This window comes from Rhodococcus sp. NPDC058505 (assembly GCF_042720095.1).
Classification (GTDB): domain Bacteria; phylum Actinomycetota; class Actinomycetes; order Mycobacteriales; family Mycobacteriaceae; genus Rhodococcus_G.
Genome location: NZ_JBHXNB010000003.1, coordinates 110,096 through 129,273 on the forward strand (window position 1 = coordinate 110,096; position 19,178 = coordinate 129,273).

Here is a 19,178-nt window from a genome sequence, read left to right on the forward strand (position 1 = left end):
GCGGGGCGCGGCCGTCGCGGGTGGCTACAGCCCCGCGACGGCCGCGACCAGGCGTTCGAGGTCCTCGAAGGTGTTGAAGTAGTGCGGCGACGCGCGCAGGACACCGTCGAGTCCACGTCGGGTCATGTCCACGTAGGTCGAGCCCCGACCGCTGACGGTCACCGTGATGTTCTTCTCCGCCAGCATCTCCCGTGCGGTGGCCGGATCGACGCCGTCGACGGTGAACGAGACGATGCCGCTGCGATGGCCGCCGAGGTCGCGGACGGTCACCCCGGGGAGCGAGGCGAGCTCGGTGCGGGCGAACTCGGCCCGCGCCGACACCGCGGCCGCGACCTCGTCGACGCCGAGGGCGAGCAGGTACCGCACCGCCGCGCCGAGCCCGAGACGCCCGGCGACCGAGCACTCCCAGAATTCGAACCGGGACGCGTCCGGGGCGAGCCGGTAGCCGGACGCCTCCGCCCACTGCGCGCCGTGCAGGTCGAGCGCGGCAGGCTCCATCGTCCGGGCCAGTTCGGGTCGCAGGTACAGGAACCCGGTGCCCCGCGGGCCCCGCAACCACTTCCTCCCGGTGGCGGACAACGCGTCGACCCCGAGGACGCCGACGTCGACCGGGATCTGGCCGACGGACTGGCAGGCGTCGAGCAGCACCAGGGCGCCGACCGCGTGCGCGAGATCGACGACCTCCCTGACGGGATTGAGCAGTCCGCCGTTGGTCGGGGCGTGCACCAGGGAGACGATCCGCACCCGCTCGTCCAGCATCCGATGCAGCGCGTCCAGGTCGACGTCGCCTGCCGGGGTGGACGGCACCACCTCGACGCTTGCCCCCGACGCGCGGGCCCGCTGCAACGCGGCGATCGCGTTGCTCGCGTACTCGACCTCGGTGATCAGGATCCGGTCGCCCGCCGTCAGCGGGACCGCGTAGAAGAAGTCGGACCAGGCCCGGGTTGCGCTCTCGACCAGCGCGAGGTCGGACGGCTGCGCCCCGAGCAGCCGGGCCAGCGCGAGCTTGACCTCGGCGAGGTCGTCGGCGCGTTCGGCGGCGGCCAGGTAACCTCCGATCTCCGCCTCGCGCCGCAGGTGCGCGACCGTTTCCTCGAGCACCGGGGTCGGGGGCAGCGACGACCCCGCACTGTCGAGGAACACCCGATCCAGACAGCCAGGGGTGTCGGTACGGACGCGGTCCTGATCGAGCATCGGGTCCTCCCACGCTGGTCGCCGGCTGGCATCGACGCTACCCGCGCGTTCCGGGTGGCGCGGGTGACACGGACGGCGGAACCGGTCTAGTGTCGGTCACGTTCTGCGATCCGTACTGCCGCACGAGTGCCGTCCGATGATCGGAGCAGGCGATGACCATGGCGACCCACACGGGACCCGGTCGGCTCACCACCAGGGCCGCCGCGGAGGCCTATGTCGGTGGCGTCTGCTTCAAACTCGGCCCGCCGCGCCTGATCGGGGCCGAACTGGAATGGCTGACCCGATCACCCGACGGCCACCGCCCTGCCCTCGCCGACTTCCGGGCCGCGCTCGGATCGCACGCCCCGACCACCGTCGATGCCCGCTCGCCTGCGGATCCGCTGCCCGCGGGTAGCCGCGTCACCCTCGAGCCGGGCGGCCAGATCGAACTCTCCAGCCCCCCACTGCCGTCGGTGGCGGAGCTGTGCGAGGCCCTCGCCTCGGACACCGCGCACCTGCGCGGACTGCTCGACCGGTCCGGGATCGCGATGCATGATGCGGCGGCGGACGTGGAGCGGCGTGCCCAGCGGATCCTTCCCGCCCCCAGATATTCTGCGATGCAACGACGTTTCGACCGGATCGGTCCGTTCGGTCGACTGATGATGTGCAACACCACCGCCACCCAGATCAGCGTCGATGCCGGCGCGGATCCGGCGGACGTGGCGGCCCGCTGGACGGCACTGCACGCGATGGGGCCGGCGTTGCTCGCCGCGTTCGCGTGTTCCCCCAGGCTGCGGGGGGCTCCCGACGGCGAGTGGGCGTCGCAGCGGATGCGGACCTGGTTCGAGCTCGACCACGGCCGCACCTCCCCACCCCCGATGGCAGAGCCGATCGCGGGCTACGCGCGGTGGGCGCTCGACGCCCCACTGCTGTGCGTGCGAAACGGGTGCGGCGGCCGCGGTGACGACTGGTCGCTCGACCGGGACGCCAGCTTCGCGGCGTGGCTCGACGGGGAACTCGACGCGGAGATCGGGCGGCGACCCGATCGCGACGACCTGGACTACCACCTGACCACCCTGTTCCCTCCGGTGCGCGCGGGCGGACACGTCGAGGTGCGGTATCTCGACGCTCAGCCCGGCGGCCTGTGGCGGGTGCCGATCGCGGCGCTCGGTGCCCTGCTCGGCGATCCGCGGACGGTCGCGGCGGCGACGGTGCTGGCGTCGGGGACCGTCGGACGCTGGCGGGATGCCGCCGAGTTCGGCCTCCGGGATCGGGAGATTCGTTCCGTGGCAGCGGATCTCCTCGACCTCGCCGCGGAAGGAGCGGAGTCCTGTGCCGGGGACCTCGCCGCAGCGGCCCGCCGATGTCGTCGCGGTCGCTCGGTCGCCGAGGCGGTCGCCGATGCATGACGAGACGGCGACACCCGAGCGGATCAGGGCGACGCTCGCCGGGCACCTGGCCCGGGCCCGCGACCGCAGTCGAGCGCTGACCGAGTGTGTCGACGATCGGGACCTGTTCGCGCAGCACTCCCCGCTGATGTCCCCGCTGGTGTGGGATCTCGCGCACATCGGCAACCAGGAGGAACTGTGGCTAGTTCGGGACGTCGGCGGGCGTGCTCCGCTGCGCCGTGACATCGACGACCTCTACGACGCGTTCCAGCACGCGCGCTCCGCGAGACCGTCACTGCCGCTGCTGGATCCGGGTGAGGCACGCGGCTACGTCGGGCAGGTGCGGGAGATGACGTGGGACGTTCTGGACCGCTCACCGCTGGCGGGCCGACGCCTGGAGCGGGACGGGTTCGCGTTCGCGATGATCGCCCAGCACGAACAGCAGCACGACGAGACGATGCTCGCCACCCACCAGTTGCGCAGCGGCACCCCGGTGCTGACGGCGGCCCCCGCCCCCGGCGCGGTTGTGGACGTCGCCGGAGAGGTGACGCTCCCCGGCGGCGAGTTCGAACTGGGCACCTCCACCCATCCCTGGGCGCTGGACAACGAACGGCCCGCGCACCGGGTCTCGCTGCCGCCCTTCGTGATCGACGCGGCTCCGGTGACCAACGCCCGCTACCTGGAATTCATCGCCGACGGCGGCTACGACCGCCCCGAGCTGTGGAGCACTCGGGGCTGGGCGCACCGGTCGGACGAGTCGCTCGAGGCGCCGCAGTTCTGGGAACGGGACACCTCCGGCACCTGGTGGCGTCGGGTGTTCGGGGTGATGACCCCGGTGAACCCGCGGCAGCCGGTGACGCACGTTTGCTACTTCGAGGCGCAGGCCTTCGCGCGGTGGGCGGGGGGTCGACTGCCAACGGAGGCGGAGTGGGAGTTCGCCGCCCGGTGGGACCCGGCGACGGGACGATCCCGCCGATTCCCCTGGGGCGATGCCGAACCCACCGCGGAGCATGCGAATCTCGGGCAGCGGCACCTTGAGCCGGCGGAGGTCGGTGCCTACCCCGGCGGGGCGTCCCCGTCCGGCGTGCACCAGCTGATCGGCGACGTATGGGAGTGGACGAGTTCGGACTTCCGCCCCTATCCGGGATTCGCGGCGTTCCCGTATCGGGAATACTCGGAGGTCTTCTTCGGCGGCGACTACCGGGTGCTGCGGGGTGGGTCGTTCGGCACCGACCCGGTGGTGTGCCGGAGCACCTTCCGGAACTGGGACCACCCGATCCGCAGGCAGATCTTCGCCGGCTTCCGGTGTGCGCGCGATGTGTAGGCATCTGGCGTATGTCGGCCCGCCGAGGTCGGTGGCCGAGGTGATCACCGGCGGCACCCACAGCCTGCTCCGGCAGTCCTGGGCGCCGACCGACATGCGGGGCGGCGGCACGGTCAACGCCGACGGATTCGGCGCGGCGTGGTGGCCGGACGGCGCCGCCCCCGCGGTGGCGTACCACAACGCGAGCCCGATCTGGTCGGATCCCGCGGTTGTCGGGGTGCTCGCGCAGGTGCGGTCGTCCGCGGTCGTCGGTGCGGTCCGGTCGGCCACCGAGGGGATGCCGCTGTCGCGGGAGGCGTGCGCCCCGTTCCTCCACGAACGGTGGGTATTCAGCCACAACGGGCGGATAGCCGGGTGGCCGGGGTCCGTCGCGGCGATCGCGGAGTGGCTGCCCGCGGTGGAGTTGCTGACGATGCCCGCGTTGACGGATTCGGCGTTGCTGTGGACCCTGCTGCGGCGCCGCCTCGCGGTGTCGTCGCCCGCGGACGCGCTGCGCGAGCTGGTCGTGGAGGTCGTGGCGGCGGCGCCGCGCTCGCGGCTGAATCTGCTGCTCAGCGATGGTACCGGGGTGTGGGCGACGGCCGTCGATCATGCCCTGTCCGTGCGGGTGGACGAGTCAAGCGCGGTGGTGGCGTCGGAACCGACCGATGACCGCGACGGCTGGGTTGCGGTGCCGGACGGGCACGCGGTGCAGGCGCGTCCGGGGCACCTGGAGATCACCGATCTGGCGATACCGGAGTGGGAAGGGGCGGGACGGGCATGATCGAGCCGACGATCGAGGTGCACCTGGTGCCGGAGCAGGTGGAGGCGAACCTGCGAACCGACGCGCAGATCGGGTTGACGGCGACACCGAAGTGGCTGCCACCCAAGTGGTTCTACGATGCGCATGGCAGCGAACTGTTCGAGGAGATCACCCGGTTGCCGGAGTACTACCCGACGCGGACCGAGCGGGAACTGCTGCGGGTCAGCGCCGCGGACATCGCGGCGGCCGCCTCGGCAGAGGTGCTGGTGGAATTGGGGGCGGGGTCGTCGGAGAAGACCCGGCTGTTGTTGGCCGCGCTCACCGACCACGGAACCCTGGAGCAGTATGTCCCGCAGGACTTCTCGGTGGCGGCGCTGGAGTCGTCGGTGCACGAGCTGGCGCGTGACTTCCCGTCGCTGGCGGTCCGGGGGGTGGTCAGCGACTTCACCGACACCCTGAACACCCTGCCGCGGGCGCGGGACGGCAAACGGATGATCGCGTTCCTCGGGGGGACGCTGGGCAACCTTGTTCCGGACGAGCGTGCCGAGTTCCTCGCCTCGGTGGCGGGCGTGCTCGACGAGGGCGAGCAGCTGCTGCTCGGGGTCGGATTGGCGACCGACCCGGCGGTGATGGTTCCGGCCTACGACGATGCGGCGGGGGTGACGGCACGGTTCAACCTGAACGTGCTGGCGGTGCTCAATGACCGGCTGGGTGCGGACTTCGATCCGGACCGGTTTCGTCATGTGGCGCTGTGGGATTCACGCAACGAGTGGATCGAGATGCGGGTGGAGGCGCTCGCCCCGATGCGGGTGCGGATTCCGGCGCTCGACCTGGACGTGAGCTTCACGGAGGGGGAGCAGATGCGGACGGAGATCTCGGCGAAGCTGCACGTCGACGGCATCCGCAAGGAACTCGACGTGGCGGGCTTCGCGGGTGATCGGGTGTGGACCGATCCCCGGGAGCGCTTCGCGCTCGTCCTCGCCGATCGGGTCTGATTGCACCGAGGCCGGATCCGTCGTCGCTGAGGGGGCCTTCGACGGATCCGGCTCGGGGACTCAGACCACGGATCAGGCTGCGCTGAAGGAGGTCAGCGCGATGCCAAGGCCGACAACGGCGCCGAGGCCGACGATGACGCCGCCGACGCCACCGATGACCTTCTGCAGGTCGCCAGCGAGCTTGAGGTCTTCAGCGGTCGATCCCATGTGATTTCTCCTGTGATGTGGGGGTTGGTGACGCAGGTCTCATCGGCCAGCGCCGGGTAATTGGTATCACGGTTTGGGCACGGTGATAACCATGCAGATGAATATCCGGATAACTCTCACCGGGGCATGATGTGAGGGTGGCGAAGGAAATGTGTCTGCTTTGCCCCGTTTGACGGATTCACCTGAGGCGTCACCTGCGGGTTTGGCGCGTCCGTTCGGGGCCGTGCGCGGGCCGTCCGGCCCGCGGGCGTCCCGGAGATTCATCCCGCTCAGCGGGACTGAAGGGTCGTCGGCGGCGGGTCGGCGTGCCTTCCGCTGCGTTTCGATCCCGTCCACCGGTGTCGTGTGACGGGAATAACGCGCGGTACGGAGAGGTTGTCGCCAGTACGCACATGACGACAGCCCGCCGGATGGCCGGGCGACGCGTCGGCGATGCGGACCTCGATCACCGCTACGCGCCGCGGCCTCCCGCTGGAGGGACGGCACCACCATGACAATGGCAACGACGGCCTGGCTCCTGGGATCGATCACCGCGGCGGCGATCGGCCTGGCGACTCCGCTGCAGGGGGCCACGCCGCCAGCAGGCCCGGACGCGACGACGGTGTCGGCCGCCCCGCGGTCGGCGGACGTAACGGACCGGGACGACGATCAGGATCGGCGCGACCGCATGGAGGAGCGCCGCGAACAGCGGGAGTTGGAGCGTGCGTGCGGGCTGGAGGAGGGCGAGCCGGAACTCGTCCCGCTGCCCGCGCCGGAGGAGTGCGAGCTGCCGGGGGAGCCGATGTGGCTGAGCCCCGCCTTGCCCGCACCGGCCTGACCGGCAGGCAGCCCCGCCGGTCGCGGGCGGTGACCTACAGGATCAACTGCAGGTAGGTCATGTCGAGCCACCGGCCGAACTTGATCCCGACCTCGGGCATCACGCCGACCACCGTGAATCCGAACCGCTCGTGCAGGGCGATCGAGACGGTGTTGCCCGCCTCGATGCTGGCCACCATCACGTGGACCTGCCCGGCGCGGGCCCGGGAGACGAGTTCGGTCATCAGCGCGGACGCGACACCCCTGCGGTGATGGTCGGGGTGCACGTACACCGAGTTCTCGACCGTGTGCCGGTAGCCGCTCTTGGCGCGCCACACCCCATAGGAGGCATAGCCGGCGACGCGTCCGCCGGACACCGCGACGATCACCGGGAACCCGTTGGCGCGTCGATCCTCGAGCCAGGCCCGCCGGTCGGCGACGTCGACGGTCTCCTCGTCCCAGATCGCGGTGGTGTTGCGGACCGCCTCGTTGTGGATCTCGAGGATCCCGGGCAGGTCGGCGGCGCTGGCGTCGCGGATCTCGATGGTCACCGGATCATCGTGCCCGCTGTCAGCGTTGCGCGCTCAGTCGCGCCTTCTCCAGCGCGCCGAGGGTGCGCATGATCGTGGCCTTCTGCTTCTCCAGATCGCTGCGCCGGGCGCGGGCCGCGAGCCCGGACTGCTCGGCCACCTGGGCCAGCTGCGCGTCGACCTGAGTCATCTGGTCCAGCAGCGCAAGGGCGCGGGTCTGGATCTCCTCGAGGTCCACGGCGTCGGAGCGGACCGGCGCGGCAGCAGGCGTGGCCGCCGGGCGCGCGGCGCGGGGGGCCGTCGCGGTGCCGGAGGGGGCGGGTCGCGCTGCGGCAGCGGGGGACTCGGCGACGACGGCGGCGGCGCGGGGGCGCAACGCCTTGCGGACCAACGCCGGATCCGGCGGGGTGGCGAGCTTGATCTGGTTCAGCACCTGGCGGGCGTCACGGGCGGTGACCCGCCACTCGCGCTCTTCCTCGTCGTCGGACTGCAGGGTGCCGCCGAGGGGGCGCAGGCCGTACATCCCGAGGAACCGGCGTGCGCCCTCGATGATCTCTTCCTTCTCGCGGCACGTGCCGCAGCGCGGCTCGTTGCGATACATGTCGACCGACTCGTCGTCACCGCACCAGACGCAGGCTCCGGGAACCCAGGCTCGTCGAGGTTCGCGTCTGGCCGACATCATCGTTGTGGTTTCGGCCGGAGCGTCGAGAGTCTGCGCGTCAATCACGACGCATGACAATAAAGCAGACGATCGGGACCCTTCACACCGGCTCGGCATTGCACCTGGCGTTCTTCCCCCGGTCGTGATCAATCTCATGTTCGCTTGCGTGGAGCGGGCGTCCGTGCGCTGGCAGTAGTTGTCGCGCAAGAGGTTTGCGTCACGTCGTCGCGGGGTGGCGGTCAGTCGAGAACGTCGCCGAGCCAGTCGACGAGGGGCCGCATCGCGCCCCAGGCCTCGCGAACCTCACGCAGCGTCCGGGGACTGTCGATCCAGTCGGGTGAGGTGAACAGCAGGCCCGCGGTGAGCGTGCGGTGCCGCAGCAGCTCGATCCGCGGATGGTCCGCGCGGTAGCCGCGCGGGGCGGTCTTGAGTCGGTCGCCGCCGATCTCGAATCCGGCGGCCTCGAGGTCGGCGGTGATCGTCACCAGCTGGTCGCCGCGCAGGTCGGCGTCGACGGCGGTGCGGTAGCGGGCCAGCCGGTCCGGGGTGTGCGCCCAGTACCCGCCTGCCACGAACAGGCCGCGGGCATCGATCTGCACGTAGAAGCCGGTGCCGGGGCAGGCTTCGATGTACCCGCCCTGATGGGTCTTGTACGGCGACTTGTCCCGCGCGAACCGCACGTCGCGGTACGGCCGAAACACCTTGCCGGAACCGAAGTCCGGTTCCAACTCCTCGAGCAATGCGAGCATCGGAGCCCGCACCGACGCGTCGTAGACCGACCGGTGCGCGGTCCAGAAGCGCTTGCTGTTATCGGACTCGAGGTCCTCGTAGAAGTCGAGTGCCGCGACGGGGAATCCGGTGAACACACGAAAAGGCTACGCCCGTGCGCGCGTGCCGGGGCTCAGCCGCCGGACGCGGGCACGGGCGCCGAACGCCTACGCGATGCCGTTGAACAGCGAGGTCACCGAGCCGTTCTCGAAGACCTCCTTGATGGTGCGCGCGAGCAGCGGGGCGATGGACAGCACCGTCAGCGTCGGGAAGCGCTTGGACTCCGGGATCGGCAGCGTGTTGGTCGCGATGACCTCCTTCGCGCCGCAGGTCGCCAGGCGCTCGGCCGCCGGGTCGGAGAAGACGCCGTGCGTGGTCGCGATGATCACGTCGCCCGCTCCGGAGTCCTTGAGCACCTTCACCGCACCCGCGATGGTGCCGCCGGTGTCGATCATGTCGTCGATCAGGACGCAGGTCATGCCCTTCACGTCGCCGACGACGCGATTGGACTTGACCTGGTTCGGGACCAGCGGGTCGCGGGTCTTGTGCACGAACGCCAGCGGTGCGCCGTCGAGGGCGTCGGCCCACTTCTCGGCGACCTTGACGCGGCCCGCGTCGGGGGAGACCACGCAGGTGTTCTCGGTGCCGTAGTTCTCCCGCACATAGCCGGCGAGCTGGCCGAGCGCGTGCATGTGGTCGACGGGTCCGTCGAAGAAGCCCTGGATCTGATCGGTGTGCAGATCGACGGTGATGATCCGGTCCGCGCCCGCGGTCTTGAGCATGTCCGCGATCAGGCGCGCGGAGATCGGCTCACGGCCGCGGTGCTTCTTGTCCTGGCGGGCGTACGGGTAGAACGGCAGGATCGCGGTGATGCGCTTCGCGGAGCCCCGCTTGAGCGCGTCGATCATGATCAACTGCTCCATCACCCACTGGTTCAGCGGCGCCGGGTGACTCTGCAGCACGAACGCGTCGGATCCGCGCACCGACTCCTCGAACCGGACGAAGATCTCGCCGTTGGCGAAGTCCGTCGCCGTCTGCGGGGTGACCTGGATGTCCAGTTCCTTCGCCACCTGCTCCGCCAGTTCGGGATGCGCGCGACCGGAGAAGAGCATCAGGTTCTTCTGGTTGTCGATCCAATTCGCGGTCACTGCTCTTCGCCGTCCTTGTTCGTGTCATCGTTGTGCTGCTGTGCGGTGGCCGCCGCCTCCGCGGCCGCCGTGCCGGGACGATTGCGTTCGACCCAACCCTCGATATTGCGTTGCTTGCCTCCGGAGACGGCCAGCGCCCCCGGCGGCACGTCCTCACGCAGGACGGTGCCTGCGCCGGTGTATGCGCCGTCGCCTACCCGTACCGGTGCGACGAACATGGTGTCCGACCCGGTCCGCACGTGCGACCCCACCACGGTACGGGTCTTGGTGACCCCGTCGTAATTGACGAAGACGCTCGACGCCCCGATGTTGCTGTGCGACCCGATGCTCGCGTCCCCGACGTACGTCAGGTGCGGCACCTTGGTGTGGTCGCCGATGTCGGAGTTCTTGACCTCGACGAACGCCCCGAGCTTGCCCGCGGCGCCGAGCACGGTGCCCGGACGGAGGAAGGTGAACGGCCCGACGGTGGCGCTGGCGCCGATCACCGCCCGCTCACCGTGGGTGCGGACCACCGAGGCCCCCGCCCCGACGGTGACGTCGGTGAGCGTGCTGTCCGGCCCGATCACCGCGTCCTCGCCGATCACGGTCCGGCCGTGCAACTGCACGCCGGGCCGGATGGTGGCGTCGCGCTCGATGATCACGTCGACGTCGATCCACGTGCTCGCCGGGTCGACGACGGTCACCCCGGCCCGCATGTGAGCATCGAGGATGCGGCGGTTCAGGTCGCGGGCCAACGCGGCCAGCTGCACGCGGTCGTTGGCGCCTGCGACCTTGCCCGGGTCGTCGAGCTGCGCGGCGTACACATCCCTGCCGAGCTCGCGGGCGATCCGCAGCGCATCGGTGAGGTAGAACTCACGCTGCGCGTTGCTCGGATCCAGGCGCGCAACGGCGTCCCGCAGCACCTGCGCGTCGAACGCGTACACGCCGGAATTGACCTCGGTGATCGCGATCTGGTCGGGGGTCGCGTCCGCGTGCTCAACGATCTCCAGCACCGCGCCTGCGGCGTCGCGCACGATCCGGCCGTACCCGTTGGGGTCGGCGGGGACGAACGTCAGAACGGTCGCGCCCGCCGGTGTCGGCTCGGCGTGATGCTCGTCGAGCAGCCCCCGCAGGGTGTGCCCGTCGAGCAGGGGAACGTCCGCGGAGGTGACGACGACGGTGCCGGTGAAGTCCGCGGGCACCGCGGCGAGACCGCACTGGACCGCGTGGCCGGTGCCGTTCTGCTGCTCCTGCACCGCGGTCGCGATCTCGATGCCGAGGGCGGTGGCGGTGTCCGCGACGGCCGCCCCGACCGCCTCCCGCTCATGCCCGACGACAACGACGAGGTGGGTCGGCTTCAGTTCCGCCGCCGCGTGCAGCGAATGCGCGAGCATCGAACGCCCCGCGAGGGTGTGCAGCACCTTCGGGGTCTTGGACCGCATCCGTGTCCCCGCTCCGGCGGCTAGGACGATCACGGCGGTCTCGGTTGACATGAAGCTCCTCGTATCGACAGTGTGCCCGAATCGACATGTGCTGGTTCTGCGTCGTGTGTGTCTGTGAGGTGCTCCGCCGCCAGGACTCGAACCTGAACTATCTGAACCAAAATCAGAGGTGCTGCCATTACACTACGGCGGATTGCCTGCGGATTCGCAGAACATCCAGGGGTCGAAACCCCGGCTTCGGCGGTCCGCTGTGCGCCCTAGATCCTCGCATGAGCACCCGTGTCGGTGCTAACCGCCTCGCCGGTTCGGATGCGGTGGGCCGATACGCTGGCACCATGTCGCGACCACCGCAGGCCCCGGCCGACAAGCAGCCCCCAGCCGACAAGCCGCCCCGGACCCGGATGACCGGGACGCAGCGCCGCGAGCAGCTGATCGAGATCGGCCGCAGTGTGTTCGCCGAGCGCGGCTACGAGGCCGCGTCGATAGAGGAGATCTCCGCCCGCGCGAACGTCTCGAAGCCGGTCGTCTACGAGCATTTCGGTGGCAAGGAAGGGCTCTACGCGGTCGTCGTCGACCGCGAGATGTCGGTGCTGCTGGACATGGTGACCCGCTCCCTCGAGCAGAACCGGTCGCGGGTGCGGGTCGAGCGGGCGGCACTGGCGCTGCTCACCTACGTCGAGGAGCGCACCGAGGGGTTCCGGATCCTGGTGCGGGATTCCCCGGTGTCGGCGGAGGAGGGCACCTATTCGAGCCTGCTGAACGAGGCCGTCACCCGGGTCGGGCATCTTCTCGCAGGCGACTTCTCCCGTCGCGGGTTCGATCCGGAGTTGGCGACGCTGTACGCGCAGGCCCTGGTCGGCATGGTCGCGACGACCGCGACGTGGTGGCTCGACGAGCGGACACCGCCGAAGGAGACCGTTGCCGCGCACCTGGTGAACCTGTGCTGGAACGGCCTGACGAACCTGGAGGCGGATCCGCAGCTCGGGAAGTGAACGGGAACCGACCGGTTTGTAACGAATAGGTGTAGCGGTTCGACACAGCAGCCATGATCACCAGGACCGGACTCCTCGGCACCGCCCTCGCTGCCGCGCTCCTCGTCGTCTCGGCGGGCACCTCGGCGGCGTCCGAGCCGGTGCCGCTCGACAAGGTGTTCAACCCGTTCGTGCTGAGCACCCTCGCCGACGGCGGCATCGCGCCGCCGCAGCAGTGGTACCCGCGGCTGGCCAGCGACGACCCCTGGTACGACGCCCCGCCGGTCGGTGACGCCGCACCGGGAACCCTGCTGCGGGCCCGGCCCGCGACGGTCCAGGTCTACGGTGTGCAGCCCGGCCACGTGTCGGCGTGGCAGCTGATGTACGTCACCACCGCCTTCGACGGGTCGCCGACCGTCAGCACCGGCATCCTGATGATTCCGCAGGACGGCACCCCCGCCGGCGAACGCAAGCTCGTCGGATACGCGGAGGCGAACGACAGCCTCGGCCCGAACTGCATGCCGAGCACCCAGTGGACGGGCGGCAACCAGGGCGACCCGTCCCTGTTCTCCGCGCTCGGCCCGGTGGCGCAGATGTTCGGGCACGGCTGGGCCGTGATGATGAGCGACACCGCCAACGACGGGGACACCGCACCCAACGGGTTCGCGGTCGGCAACTTCGCGGGCGCCGCAACCCTGGACGGCCTGCGCGCCGCGCTTGCGCTGCCCGACGCGGGCCTCGCCGCCGACACCCCGATCGGGCTGTACGGGATCGCGGGGGGCGGCGTCGCCGCCGGGTTCGCCGCCGAGAAGCAGGCCAGCTACGCGCCGGAACTGAACGTCGTCGGCACCGTGCTGCAGGCGATGGTCATCGACAGCGCCACCTTCGAGCGGAGCGCCGACGGCGGCATCGGCGCCGGATTCGTGTTCGCGAACTCGCTGAGCTACGCCGCCACCTACCCGGAGATCGACCTCGACCGGGAACTGACCCCGCTCGGCAGGCTCGTCGCCGACGCCTTCAACAACACCTGCCAGCAGAACTACCTGTACATGCCGTTCCTTCCGCTCGGCGCGCTGTACGAGAACGGCCGTCCCGCGGACAACCCGGTCTTCGCCAGGGCATACGCCGAGAACCGGATGGGTCAGCGGGCGCCGGCGGCGCCGGTGCTGATGACCTCCTGCCGCGACGACTTCCTCGTCCCGTACTCGGACGTCGAGAACCTGGTCGCCGCGTACCGGGCAGGCGGAACCGAGGTCACCGTCGACCCGAGCGTGTGCGGCGTGTTCGACATCCTCACCAACCCGTACCGGGTCGGCACCGAACTGCTCGGCATGCAGAACGTGGACTGGTTCGTCGGCCGCTTCGCGGAGGCGCGGCGGTGAGGGCGGCGATCGCGACGGTGCTGGTGGCCGTCGCGGCGCTGCTGACGCCTACGGTCGCCCTCGCCGACGATCTCGCGTACCTCGACGTTCCGCTGTCCAACGCGGACGCCGAAGGCAACGGCGGCGTCGCCCCGGACCTACCGACCGACCCTGCCGTCCTCGGTGCCGCGCTCGACCGGGCCCGCGCGGCGGGCGTCGACCCGACCCGGTACGCGGCACTGCTGCAACAGTTCTGGCTGACCACCGCCACCGTCAAGGCGGGCCTGGACCTGACGAACTGGGACCCGAACCGAGGCCTTGCCGCCAACGAACAGAACCTGGCGAACACCTTCCGGTACTACGAGCGACTCCAACTCGAGAACGCGGACTTCCTGTGGACCGGGCAGGGCGGCATGGCCGGGCCGTCGTTCGCGGCCGGGATCATGGACGTCGACCTCGGCCGGGTGGTCCTCGGTGTGCGGGGCGTCACCGACGCGGTCGCCGCGATCGTCCGGCCGCTCGACGACGCTGCCGCGCCCGCGAAGGCGACCCTCCCCGAGGACCTGCAGGCCCTGTTCGAGGTGGGCCGCACCATCACCGCCGACGACATCGCGCACTTCCAGGTGCAGGTCATCGCGATGAGCAAGCACATCTTCATGGACCTGATCCCGCAGCACGAGGCGTACCTCGCGGCAGGCATGACCGCGATCGACGAGTACCGCGACGCCGGCCTGATCGACGAGAACGCGTACGGCGCGTGGCGGGACATCGCCACCGGCGACCCGGACCTGGTGGTCGAGGGCAACAAGCGGCTGCTGTACCGGGAGCAGTACCAGTCGATCGGCGATCAGTGGGACCGCGCCCGCGCGTACCGCGGCCCGGTCGGGCGGGCACTGACCTACCTGTCCACCGTCGCGGCCGATCCCGCGATCCCCGGGGTGGTCCCGCCGCGGGAGGCAGCCCCGCTGACCCTGACCGCGGGCGACGTCACCGGCCGCCCGGTCACCGGACCGCAGTGGCGGCTGCAGACCCCGCTGCCCGCATTCAACTGGTCCGAGCGGGACGCCCGCTGGGCGTACATCACCGAGCAGATGCTGCCGAAGTACCGGGCGCTCAAGGAGGACCGGCCGCAGCTGTGGCGCGACACCCTCAGCGCGCCGATGGAGCAGCAGATCCTGCAGCAGCGGGCGCTGATGCGGCTCCCGCAGATGCTCACCTCGATGGCACGGACGACGCAGGTCCACTACCGCTGATCTCCGGGCCAGGGCGCCCGGCCTAGAATCGGTCGGGGCCGTCGGGCACGGCGGCCGGTCCTCGTTCGGCGATCCAGGGGCGGTCACATCCACATGCCATCGACGCTGTCCACCGCGGGCCCGGAATCCGGGCAGCCGCATCTTCCGCTCGCGGGCATCGCCCGGGTCGCGCTCGCCGGGGCCGCGTTCGGCCCGGTTCGGGATGCCCTCGGGCGCGCCGAGCTCGCGCTGGTCGCGCCGAACCCGGTTCGGCCCTTCCTCGCGTCCGCGATCGCCGAGCACGGTCAGCTGCTGCTCGTCACCGCCACCGGACGCGAAGCCGACGATCTCACCACGGAGCTGCGGGAGATCCTCGGGGACGCGGTCGCGCAGTTCCCGTCCTGGGAGACCCTGCCGCACGAGCGGCTGTCCCCGGGTGCCGACACCGTCGGACGTCGACTCGAGGTGCTGCGCAGGCTCGCGCACCCGGACAACGCCGACTACGGGCCGCCGCTGAAGGTGGTCGTCACCACCGTCCGCTCGCTGGTGCAGCCGATGGCACCCGGCCTCGGCGAGATCGCACCGGTCACCCTGCGGGTCGGCAGCGAGAGCCCGTTCGACGAGCTGATCGCGCGGCTCGTCGAGATGGCGTACACCCGCGTCGACATGGTCGGCAAGCGCGGCGAGTTCGCGGTCCGTGGCGGCATCCTCGATATTTTCTCTCCGACCGCGGATCATCCTGTGCGGGTGGAGTTCTGGGGGGATGAGGTGACCGAGCTTCGGCCGTTCTCGGTGGCCGACCAGCGGTCCCTGCCGGACCTCGAGGTCGCCGCCCTGATCGCGCCGCCGTGCCGCGAGTTGCTGCTCACCGAGACGGTCCGCGACCGCGCGGCCGCCCTGGCACGCGACAACCAGGCCGACGCGGCACTGGTCGAGATGCTCGACAAGCTGTCCGCGGGTATCCCCGTCGACGGCATGGAGGCGCTGCTGCCGGTGCTGCAAAACGGGGAGCTGGTGCTGCTGACCGAGGCATTGCCCGAGGGCACCCACGTCCTGCTCTGCGATCCGGAGAAAATCCGTACCCGCGCAACAGATCTGGTCCGCACCGGGCAGGAGTTCCTCGAGGCGTCCTGGACCGCGGCGTCGATCGGGGCGGCCGCACCGCTGGACACCTCCACGCTCGACACCTCCGGGGTCGGGGTGTCAGGGGCCGCCCTTGCTGCGTCGGCGTACCGGACGCTGCGGCAGGTGCATGCGAGCGCGACCGCGCAGGGGAGACCGTGGTGGACGGTCAGCCCGCTCGCCTCCGGCAGTGCCGACGAACTGGTCCTCGACGTGCAGGCGGCGCCGGAGGTGCGCGGCTCCGACGATCTGCTTGCCGAGCTGTTCGTGATGCTCCGGGCGCACGTCAGCACCGGTGGCCGGGCCGCGATCGTGGTCGCCGGGGCAGGCACCGCGCAGCGCGCGCTGGAACGACTCGGGGACGCGGAGGTGCCCGCCGCTCACCTCGCGCCCGGCGGCGAACCGCCCCGCGGCCAGGTGTCGGTGCTGTGCGCCACCCTGCAGAACGGCCTGATCCTTCCCGCCGGAGCGGAGCCTGCCGGTCTGGTGTTGGTCTCCGAATCGGACCTGACCGGCAACCGGGTCGCCGCGGCCGGCGACGGAAGGAAGCTGCCGCCCAAGCGCCGCAACCAGGTCGACCCGCTGGCGCTGACCGCGGGCGACATGGTCGTCCACGACCAGCACGGCATCGGCAGGTTCGTGGAGATGGTCGAACGCACCGTCGGCGGCGCCCGCCGCGAGTACCTGGTGATCGAGTACGCGGCGAGCAAACGCGGCCACCCCGGCGACCGGCTGTTCGTCCCGATGGAGTCGCTCGACCAGCTCTCGCGGTACGTCGGCGGCGAGCTGCCCGCGCTGTCCAAGCTCGGCGGATCCGACTGGCAGAACACGAAACGCAAGGCCCGCAAGGCGGTCCGGGAGATCGCGGGCGAGCTGGTGCAGCTGTACGCGGCGCGGCAGGCGGCGCCGGGGCACGCGTTCGGCCCGGACACCCCGTGGCAGAAGGAGATGGAGGACGCGTTCGCGTTCACCGAAACCCACGACCAGTTGACCGTCATCGACGAGGTCAAGGCCGACATGGAGAAGCCGGTCCCGATGGACCGGGTGGTCATCGGTGACGTCGGCTACGGCAAGACCGAGGTCGCCGTGCGCGCCGCGTTCAAGGCCGTGCAGGACGGCAAGCAGGTCGCGGTGCTGGTACCGACGACCCTGCTCGCGCAGCAGCATCTGCAGACCTTCGCCGAACGGATGGCGAACTTCCCGGTGAAGGTGCGCGGCCTGTCCCGGTTCACCGACGCGGGGGAGTCCAAGGAGATCATCGCGCAGCTCGCCGACGGCGAGGTCGACGTCGTCGTCGGCACCCACCGGCTGCTGCAGACCGGGGTGCGCTGGAAGGACCTGGGGCTGGTGATCGTCGACGAGGAACAGCGGTTCGGCGTCGAACACAAGGAACACATCAAGGCGCTGCGCACCCACGTCGACGTGCTCACCATGTCGGCGACGCCGATCCCGCGCACCCTGGAGATGAGCATGGCCGGGATCCGGGAGATGTCGACGATCCTCACCCCGCCCGAGGAGCGGCACCCGATCCTCACCTACGTCGGCGCGTATGCCGACAAGCAGGTCGCCGCCGCGATCCGCCGCGAGCTGCTCCGCGACGGCCAGGTGTTCTACGTGCACAACCGGGTGAGTTCGATCGACAAGGCCGCCAAGCGGATCCGCGAGCTGGTGCCGGAGGCGCGGGTGGTGGTCGCGCACGGCCAGATGAACGAGGAGACCCTGGAGAAGACCGTGCAGGGCTTCTGGGAGCGCGAGTTCGATGTCCTGGTGTGCACCACGATCATCGAGACCGGGCTCGACATTTCCAACGCCAACACCCTCATCGTGGAACGCGCCGACTCGCTCGGGCTGTCCCAGCTGCACCAGCTGCGCGGCCGCGTCGGGCGCAGCAGGGAGCGCGGCTACGCCTATTTCCTGTACCCGCCGGAGAAGCCGCTCACCGAGACCGCCTACGACCGGCTCGCCACCATCTCGCAGAACTCCGACCTCGGTGCGGGCATGGCCGTCGCGATGAAGGACCTCGAGATCCGCGGCGCCGGAAACGTGTTGGGCGCCGAGCAGTCCGGGCACGTCGCCGGGGTCGGCTTCGACCTGTATGTGCGCCTGGTCGGGGAGGCGGTCGAGGCCTACCGCGCCGTCGCGGACGGCAAGCCGATCACCACCGACGAGGCGCCGAAGGAGGTGCGGATCGACCTGCCGGTCGACGCGCACATCCCACCCGACTACGTGACCAGCGACCGGCTGCGGCTCGAGGCGTACCGCAAGCTCGCCGCTGCCGGCAACGACGACGAGATCACCGCCGTCATCGACGAGCTCGTCGACCGCTACGGGCCGCTGCCCGAGGAGGTCGGCAGGCTGGTGTCGGTCGCGAAGCTGCGCCTGCTGTGCCGCGAGTACGGGATCGAGGAGGTCGCCGTCACCGGAACCCAGCTCAAGATCTCGCCGATGCAGCTGCCCGATTCCAAGCAGCTGCGGCTCAAGCGGCTGTACTCCGCCGCCCAATACCGGGCCACCACCGGCCTGGTGCAGATGCCGCTGCCGCGCACCGGCGGTGTCGGGTCGGATCGGGTGCGGGACGTGCAGCTGCTGCAGTACATCGCCGACTTCCTGCTCGCGATGGACGGGCGGGCCGCCGGCGCCGTCGACGTGTCGGTCCCGGTCGGGGCGTCGGCGTGACCGGTGGCAGGCCGGGCGACGGCCTGGTCGAGGCCGCCGAGGTGATGGACCGGCTCTGGTCCTTCGGCGGCTGGGAGGTCACCCAGACGCACGATTCGCTGCGCCGGTACCTGCTGGAGGAAACCTACGAGCTGCTCGACGCGATCGACGCGGGCGACCCGGTCGGATTGCGGGAGGAACTCGGAGACCTGTTGCTGCAGGTGCTCTTCCACGCGCGGATCGCGCAGGAATCGGCCACCGATCCGTTCACCGTCGACGACGTTGCCCGCGGCCTGGTCGCGAAGCTGTCGGGGCGTAGCCCGCACCTGACCAACGGGCACACCGGCCCCGTCGACGTCGCCGAGCAGGAACGCGCGTGGGAGGTCGCGAAGGCCGCGGAGAAGGCGCGGGCGTCCTGCCTGGACGGCATCGCGATGGCCCAGCCCGCACTCGCGTTGGCGGAGAAGGTGATCGACCGGGCCACCCGGGCCGGGCTGCCCGCCGACCTGATACCCGAGGACATTCGGGTGGTGCGGATCGTCGCCGGGGAGAACGCCGAGGACGCCCTGCGCAGGGCGGTGCTCGGGTTCGCCGAGCGGGTCCGGGCGACGGAACGGGCGGCCAGGGAGTCGGGGTCGGTGCCGGGGGCGCTCACGCCGGACACCTGGTCCGCGCTGTGGTGACG

The 19,178-nt window shown here is 70.7% G+C and carries 17 protein-coding genes and 1 tRNA gene; 10 read left to right on the forward strand and 8 right to left on the reverse strand.

Annotation, left to right across the window (positions count from 1 at the left end; genetic code table 11):
- Window positions 1-24 precede the first annotated feature (24 nt).
- A complete protein-coding gene (locus ACFWPA_RS03565) occupies window positions 25-1,194 on the reverse strand; it encodes an aminotransferase class V-fold PLP-dependent enzyme (protein WP_378505677.1) in 1,170 nt (389 codons plus the stop codon).
- A 158-nt stretch (window positions 1,195-1,352) separates the two neighbouring features.
- Here ACFWPA_RS03565 and egtA point away from each other — a divergent pair, with 158 nt between their 5' ends.
- The 4 genes from egtA to egtD are packed head-to-tail and all read left to right on the forward strand — an operon-like array spanning window position 1,353 to window position 5,622.
- Complete coding sequence (gene egtA, locus ACFWPA_RS03570; protein WP_378506030.1) at window positions 1,353-2,582, forward strand: ergothioneine biosynthesis glutamate--cysteine ligase EgtA; 1,230 nt, start codon at window positions 1,353-1,355, stop codon at window positions 2,580-2,582.
- Window positions 2,575-3,885, forward strand: coding sequence for an ergothioneine biosynthesis protein EgtB (gene egtB / locus ACFWPA_RS03575; RefSeq protein WP_378569654.1), 1,311 nt, complete (start codon window positions 2,575-2,577; stop codon window positions 3,883-3,885). Before egtA ends, egtB begins: the two co-directional genes overlap by 8 nt.
- Window positions 3,878-4,648 carry an ergothioneine biosynthesis protein EgtC gene (gene egtC / locus ACFWPA_RS03580; RefSeq protein WP_378505679.1) on the forward strand — a complete coding sequence of 257 codons (771 nt, stop codon included), beginning with the start codon at window positions 3,878-3,880 and terminating at the stop codon, window positions 4,646-4,648. The genes egtB and egtC overlap by 8 nt, the downstream gene beginning before the upstream one ends.
- A complete protein-coding gene (egtD, locus tag ACFWPA_RS03585) occupies window positions 4,645-5,622 on the forward strand; it encodes an L-histidine N(alpha)-methyltransferase (protein WP_378505680.1) in 978 nt (325 codons plus the stop codon). The genes egtC and egtD overlap by 4 nt, the downstream gene beginning before the upstream one ends.
- A gap of 72 nt (window positions 5,623-5,694) precedes the next feature.
- Here the strand turns inward: egtD and ACFWPA_RS03590 are convergent, their stop codons facing one another.
- On the reverse strand, window positions 5,695-5,829 hold the full coding sequence (locus ACFWPA_RS03590) for a hypothetical protein (protein WP_378505681.1): 135 nt from the start codon (window positions 5,827-5,829) through the stop codon (window positions 5,695-5,697).
- Between the two features lie 490 nt (window positions 5,830-6,319).
- Here ACFWPA_RS03590 and ACFWPA_RS03595 point away from each other — a divergent pair, with 490 nt between their 5' ends.
- Window positions 6,320-6,646 (forward strand): hypothetical protein, encoded by a 327-nt coding sequence (locus ACFWPA_RS03595; protein ID WP_378569655.1) that lies wholly within the window; start codon window positions 6,320-6,322, stop codon window positions 6,644-6,646.
- 34 nt (window positions 6,647-6,680) lie between these two features.
- On the opposite strand, the gene ACFWPA_RS03600 is transcribed toward ACFWPA_RS03595, so the two are convergent.
- The 6 genes from ACFWPA_RS03600 to ACFWPA_RS03625 form a co-directional block, all read right to left on the reverse strand.
- Window positions 6,681-7,169: a GNAT family N-acetyltransferase gene (locus ACFWPA_RS03600; RefSeq protein WP_378506031.1), complete on the reverse strand. Its 489-nt coding sequence runs from the start codon at window positions 7,167-7,169 to the stop codon at window positions 6,681-6,683.
- A 25-nt stretch (window positions 7,170-7,194) separates the two neighbouring features.
- Window positions 7,195-7,881 carry a hypothetical protein gene (locus ACFWPA_RS03605; RefSeq protein WP_378505683.1) on the reverse strand — a complete coding sequence of 229 codons (687 nt, stop codon included), beginning with the start codon at window positions 7,879-7,881 and terminating at the stop codon, window positions 7,195-7,197.
- A 173-nt stretch (window positions 7,882-8,054) separates the two neighbouring features.
- Window positions 8,055-8,681: a DUF2461 domain-containing protein gene (locus tag ACFWPA_RS03610; protein ID WP_378569656.1), complete on the reverse strand. Its 627-nt coding sequence runs from the start codon at window positions 8,679-8,681 to the stop codon at window positions 8,055-8,057.
- A 69-nt stretch (window positions 8,682-8,750) separates the two neighbouring features.
- Complete coding sequence (locus tag ACFWPA_RS03615; RefSeq protein WP_378569657.1) at window positions 8,751-9,731, reverse strand: ribose-phosphate diphosphokinase; 981 nt, start codon at window positions 9,729-9,731, stop codon at window positions 8,751-8,753.
- Entirely contained in the window at window positions 9,728-11,203 is a 1,476-nt protein-coding gene (gene glmU / locus ACFWPA_RS03620; protein ID WP_378505686.1) for a bifunctional UDP-N-acetylglucosamine diphosphorylase/glucosamine-1-phosphate N-acetyltransferase GlmU, read from the reverse strand. Before glmU ends, ACFWPA_RS03615 begins: the two co-directional genes overlap by 4 nt.
- Before the next feature lie 71 nt (window positions 11,204-11,274).
- Window positions 11,275-11,345, reverse strand: a tRNA-Gln gene (locus ACFWPA_RS03625).
- 208 nt (window positions 11,346-11,553) lie between these two features.
- Here ACFWPA_RS03625 and ACFWPA_RS03630 point away from each other — a divergent pair.
- The 5 genes from ACFWPA_RS03630 to ACFWPA_RS03650 all read left to right on the forward strand — a co-directional run bounded on the left by ACFWPA_RS03630 (window position 11,554) and on the right by ACFWPA_RS03650 (window position 19,176).
- Window positions 11,554-12,144, forward strand: coding sequence for a TetR/AcrR family transcriptional regulator (locus tag ACFWPA_RS03630; RefSeq protein WP_378506032.1), 591 nt, complete (start codon window positions 11,554-11,556; stop codon window positions 12,142-12,144).
- A 53-nt stretch (window positions 12,145-12,197) separates the two neighbouring features.
- On the forward strand, window positions 12,198-13,505 hold the full coding sequence (locus ACFWPA_RS03635) for a lipase family protein (RefSeq protein ID WP_378505687.1): 1,308 nt from the start codon (window positions 12,198-12,200) through the stop codon (window positions 13,503-13,505).
- Window positions 13,502-14,737 (forward strand): Tat pathway signal protein, encoded by a 1,236-nt coding sequence (locus tag ACFWPA_RS03640; RefSeq protein WP_378505688.1) that lies wholly within the window; start codon window positions 13,502-13,504, stop codon window positions 14,735-14,737. The genes ACFWPA_RS03635 and ACFWPA_RS03640 overlap by 4 nt, the downstream gene beginning before the upstream one ends.
- 93 nt (window positions 14,738-14,830) lie before the next feature.
- Complete coding sequence (mfd, locus tag ACFWPA_RS03645) at window positions 14,831-18,514, forward strand: transcription-repair coupling factor (protein WP_378569658.1); 3,684 nt, start codon at window positions 14,831-14,833, stop codon at window positions 18,512-18,514.
- Complete coding sequence (locus ACFWPA_RS03650) at window positions 18,511-19,176, forward strand: MazG family protein (RefSeq protein ID WP_378505690.1); 666 nt, start codon at window positions 18,511-18,513, stop codon at window positions 19,174-19,176. The genes mfd and ACFWPA_RS03650 overlap by 4 nt, the downstream gene beginning before the upstream one ends.
- Window positions 19,177-19,178: the final 2 nt, after the last annotated feature.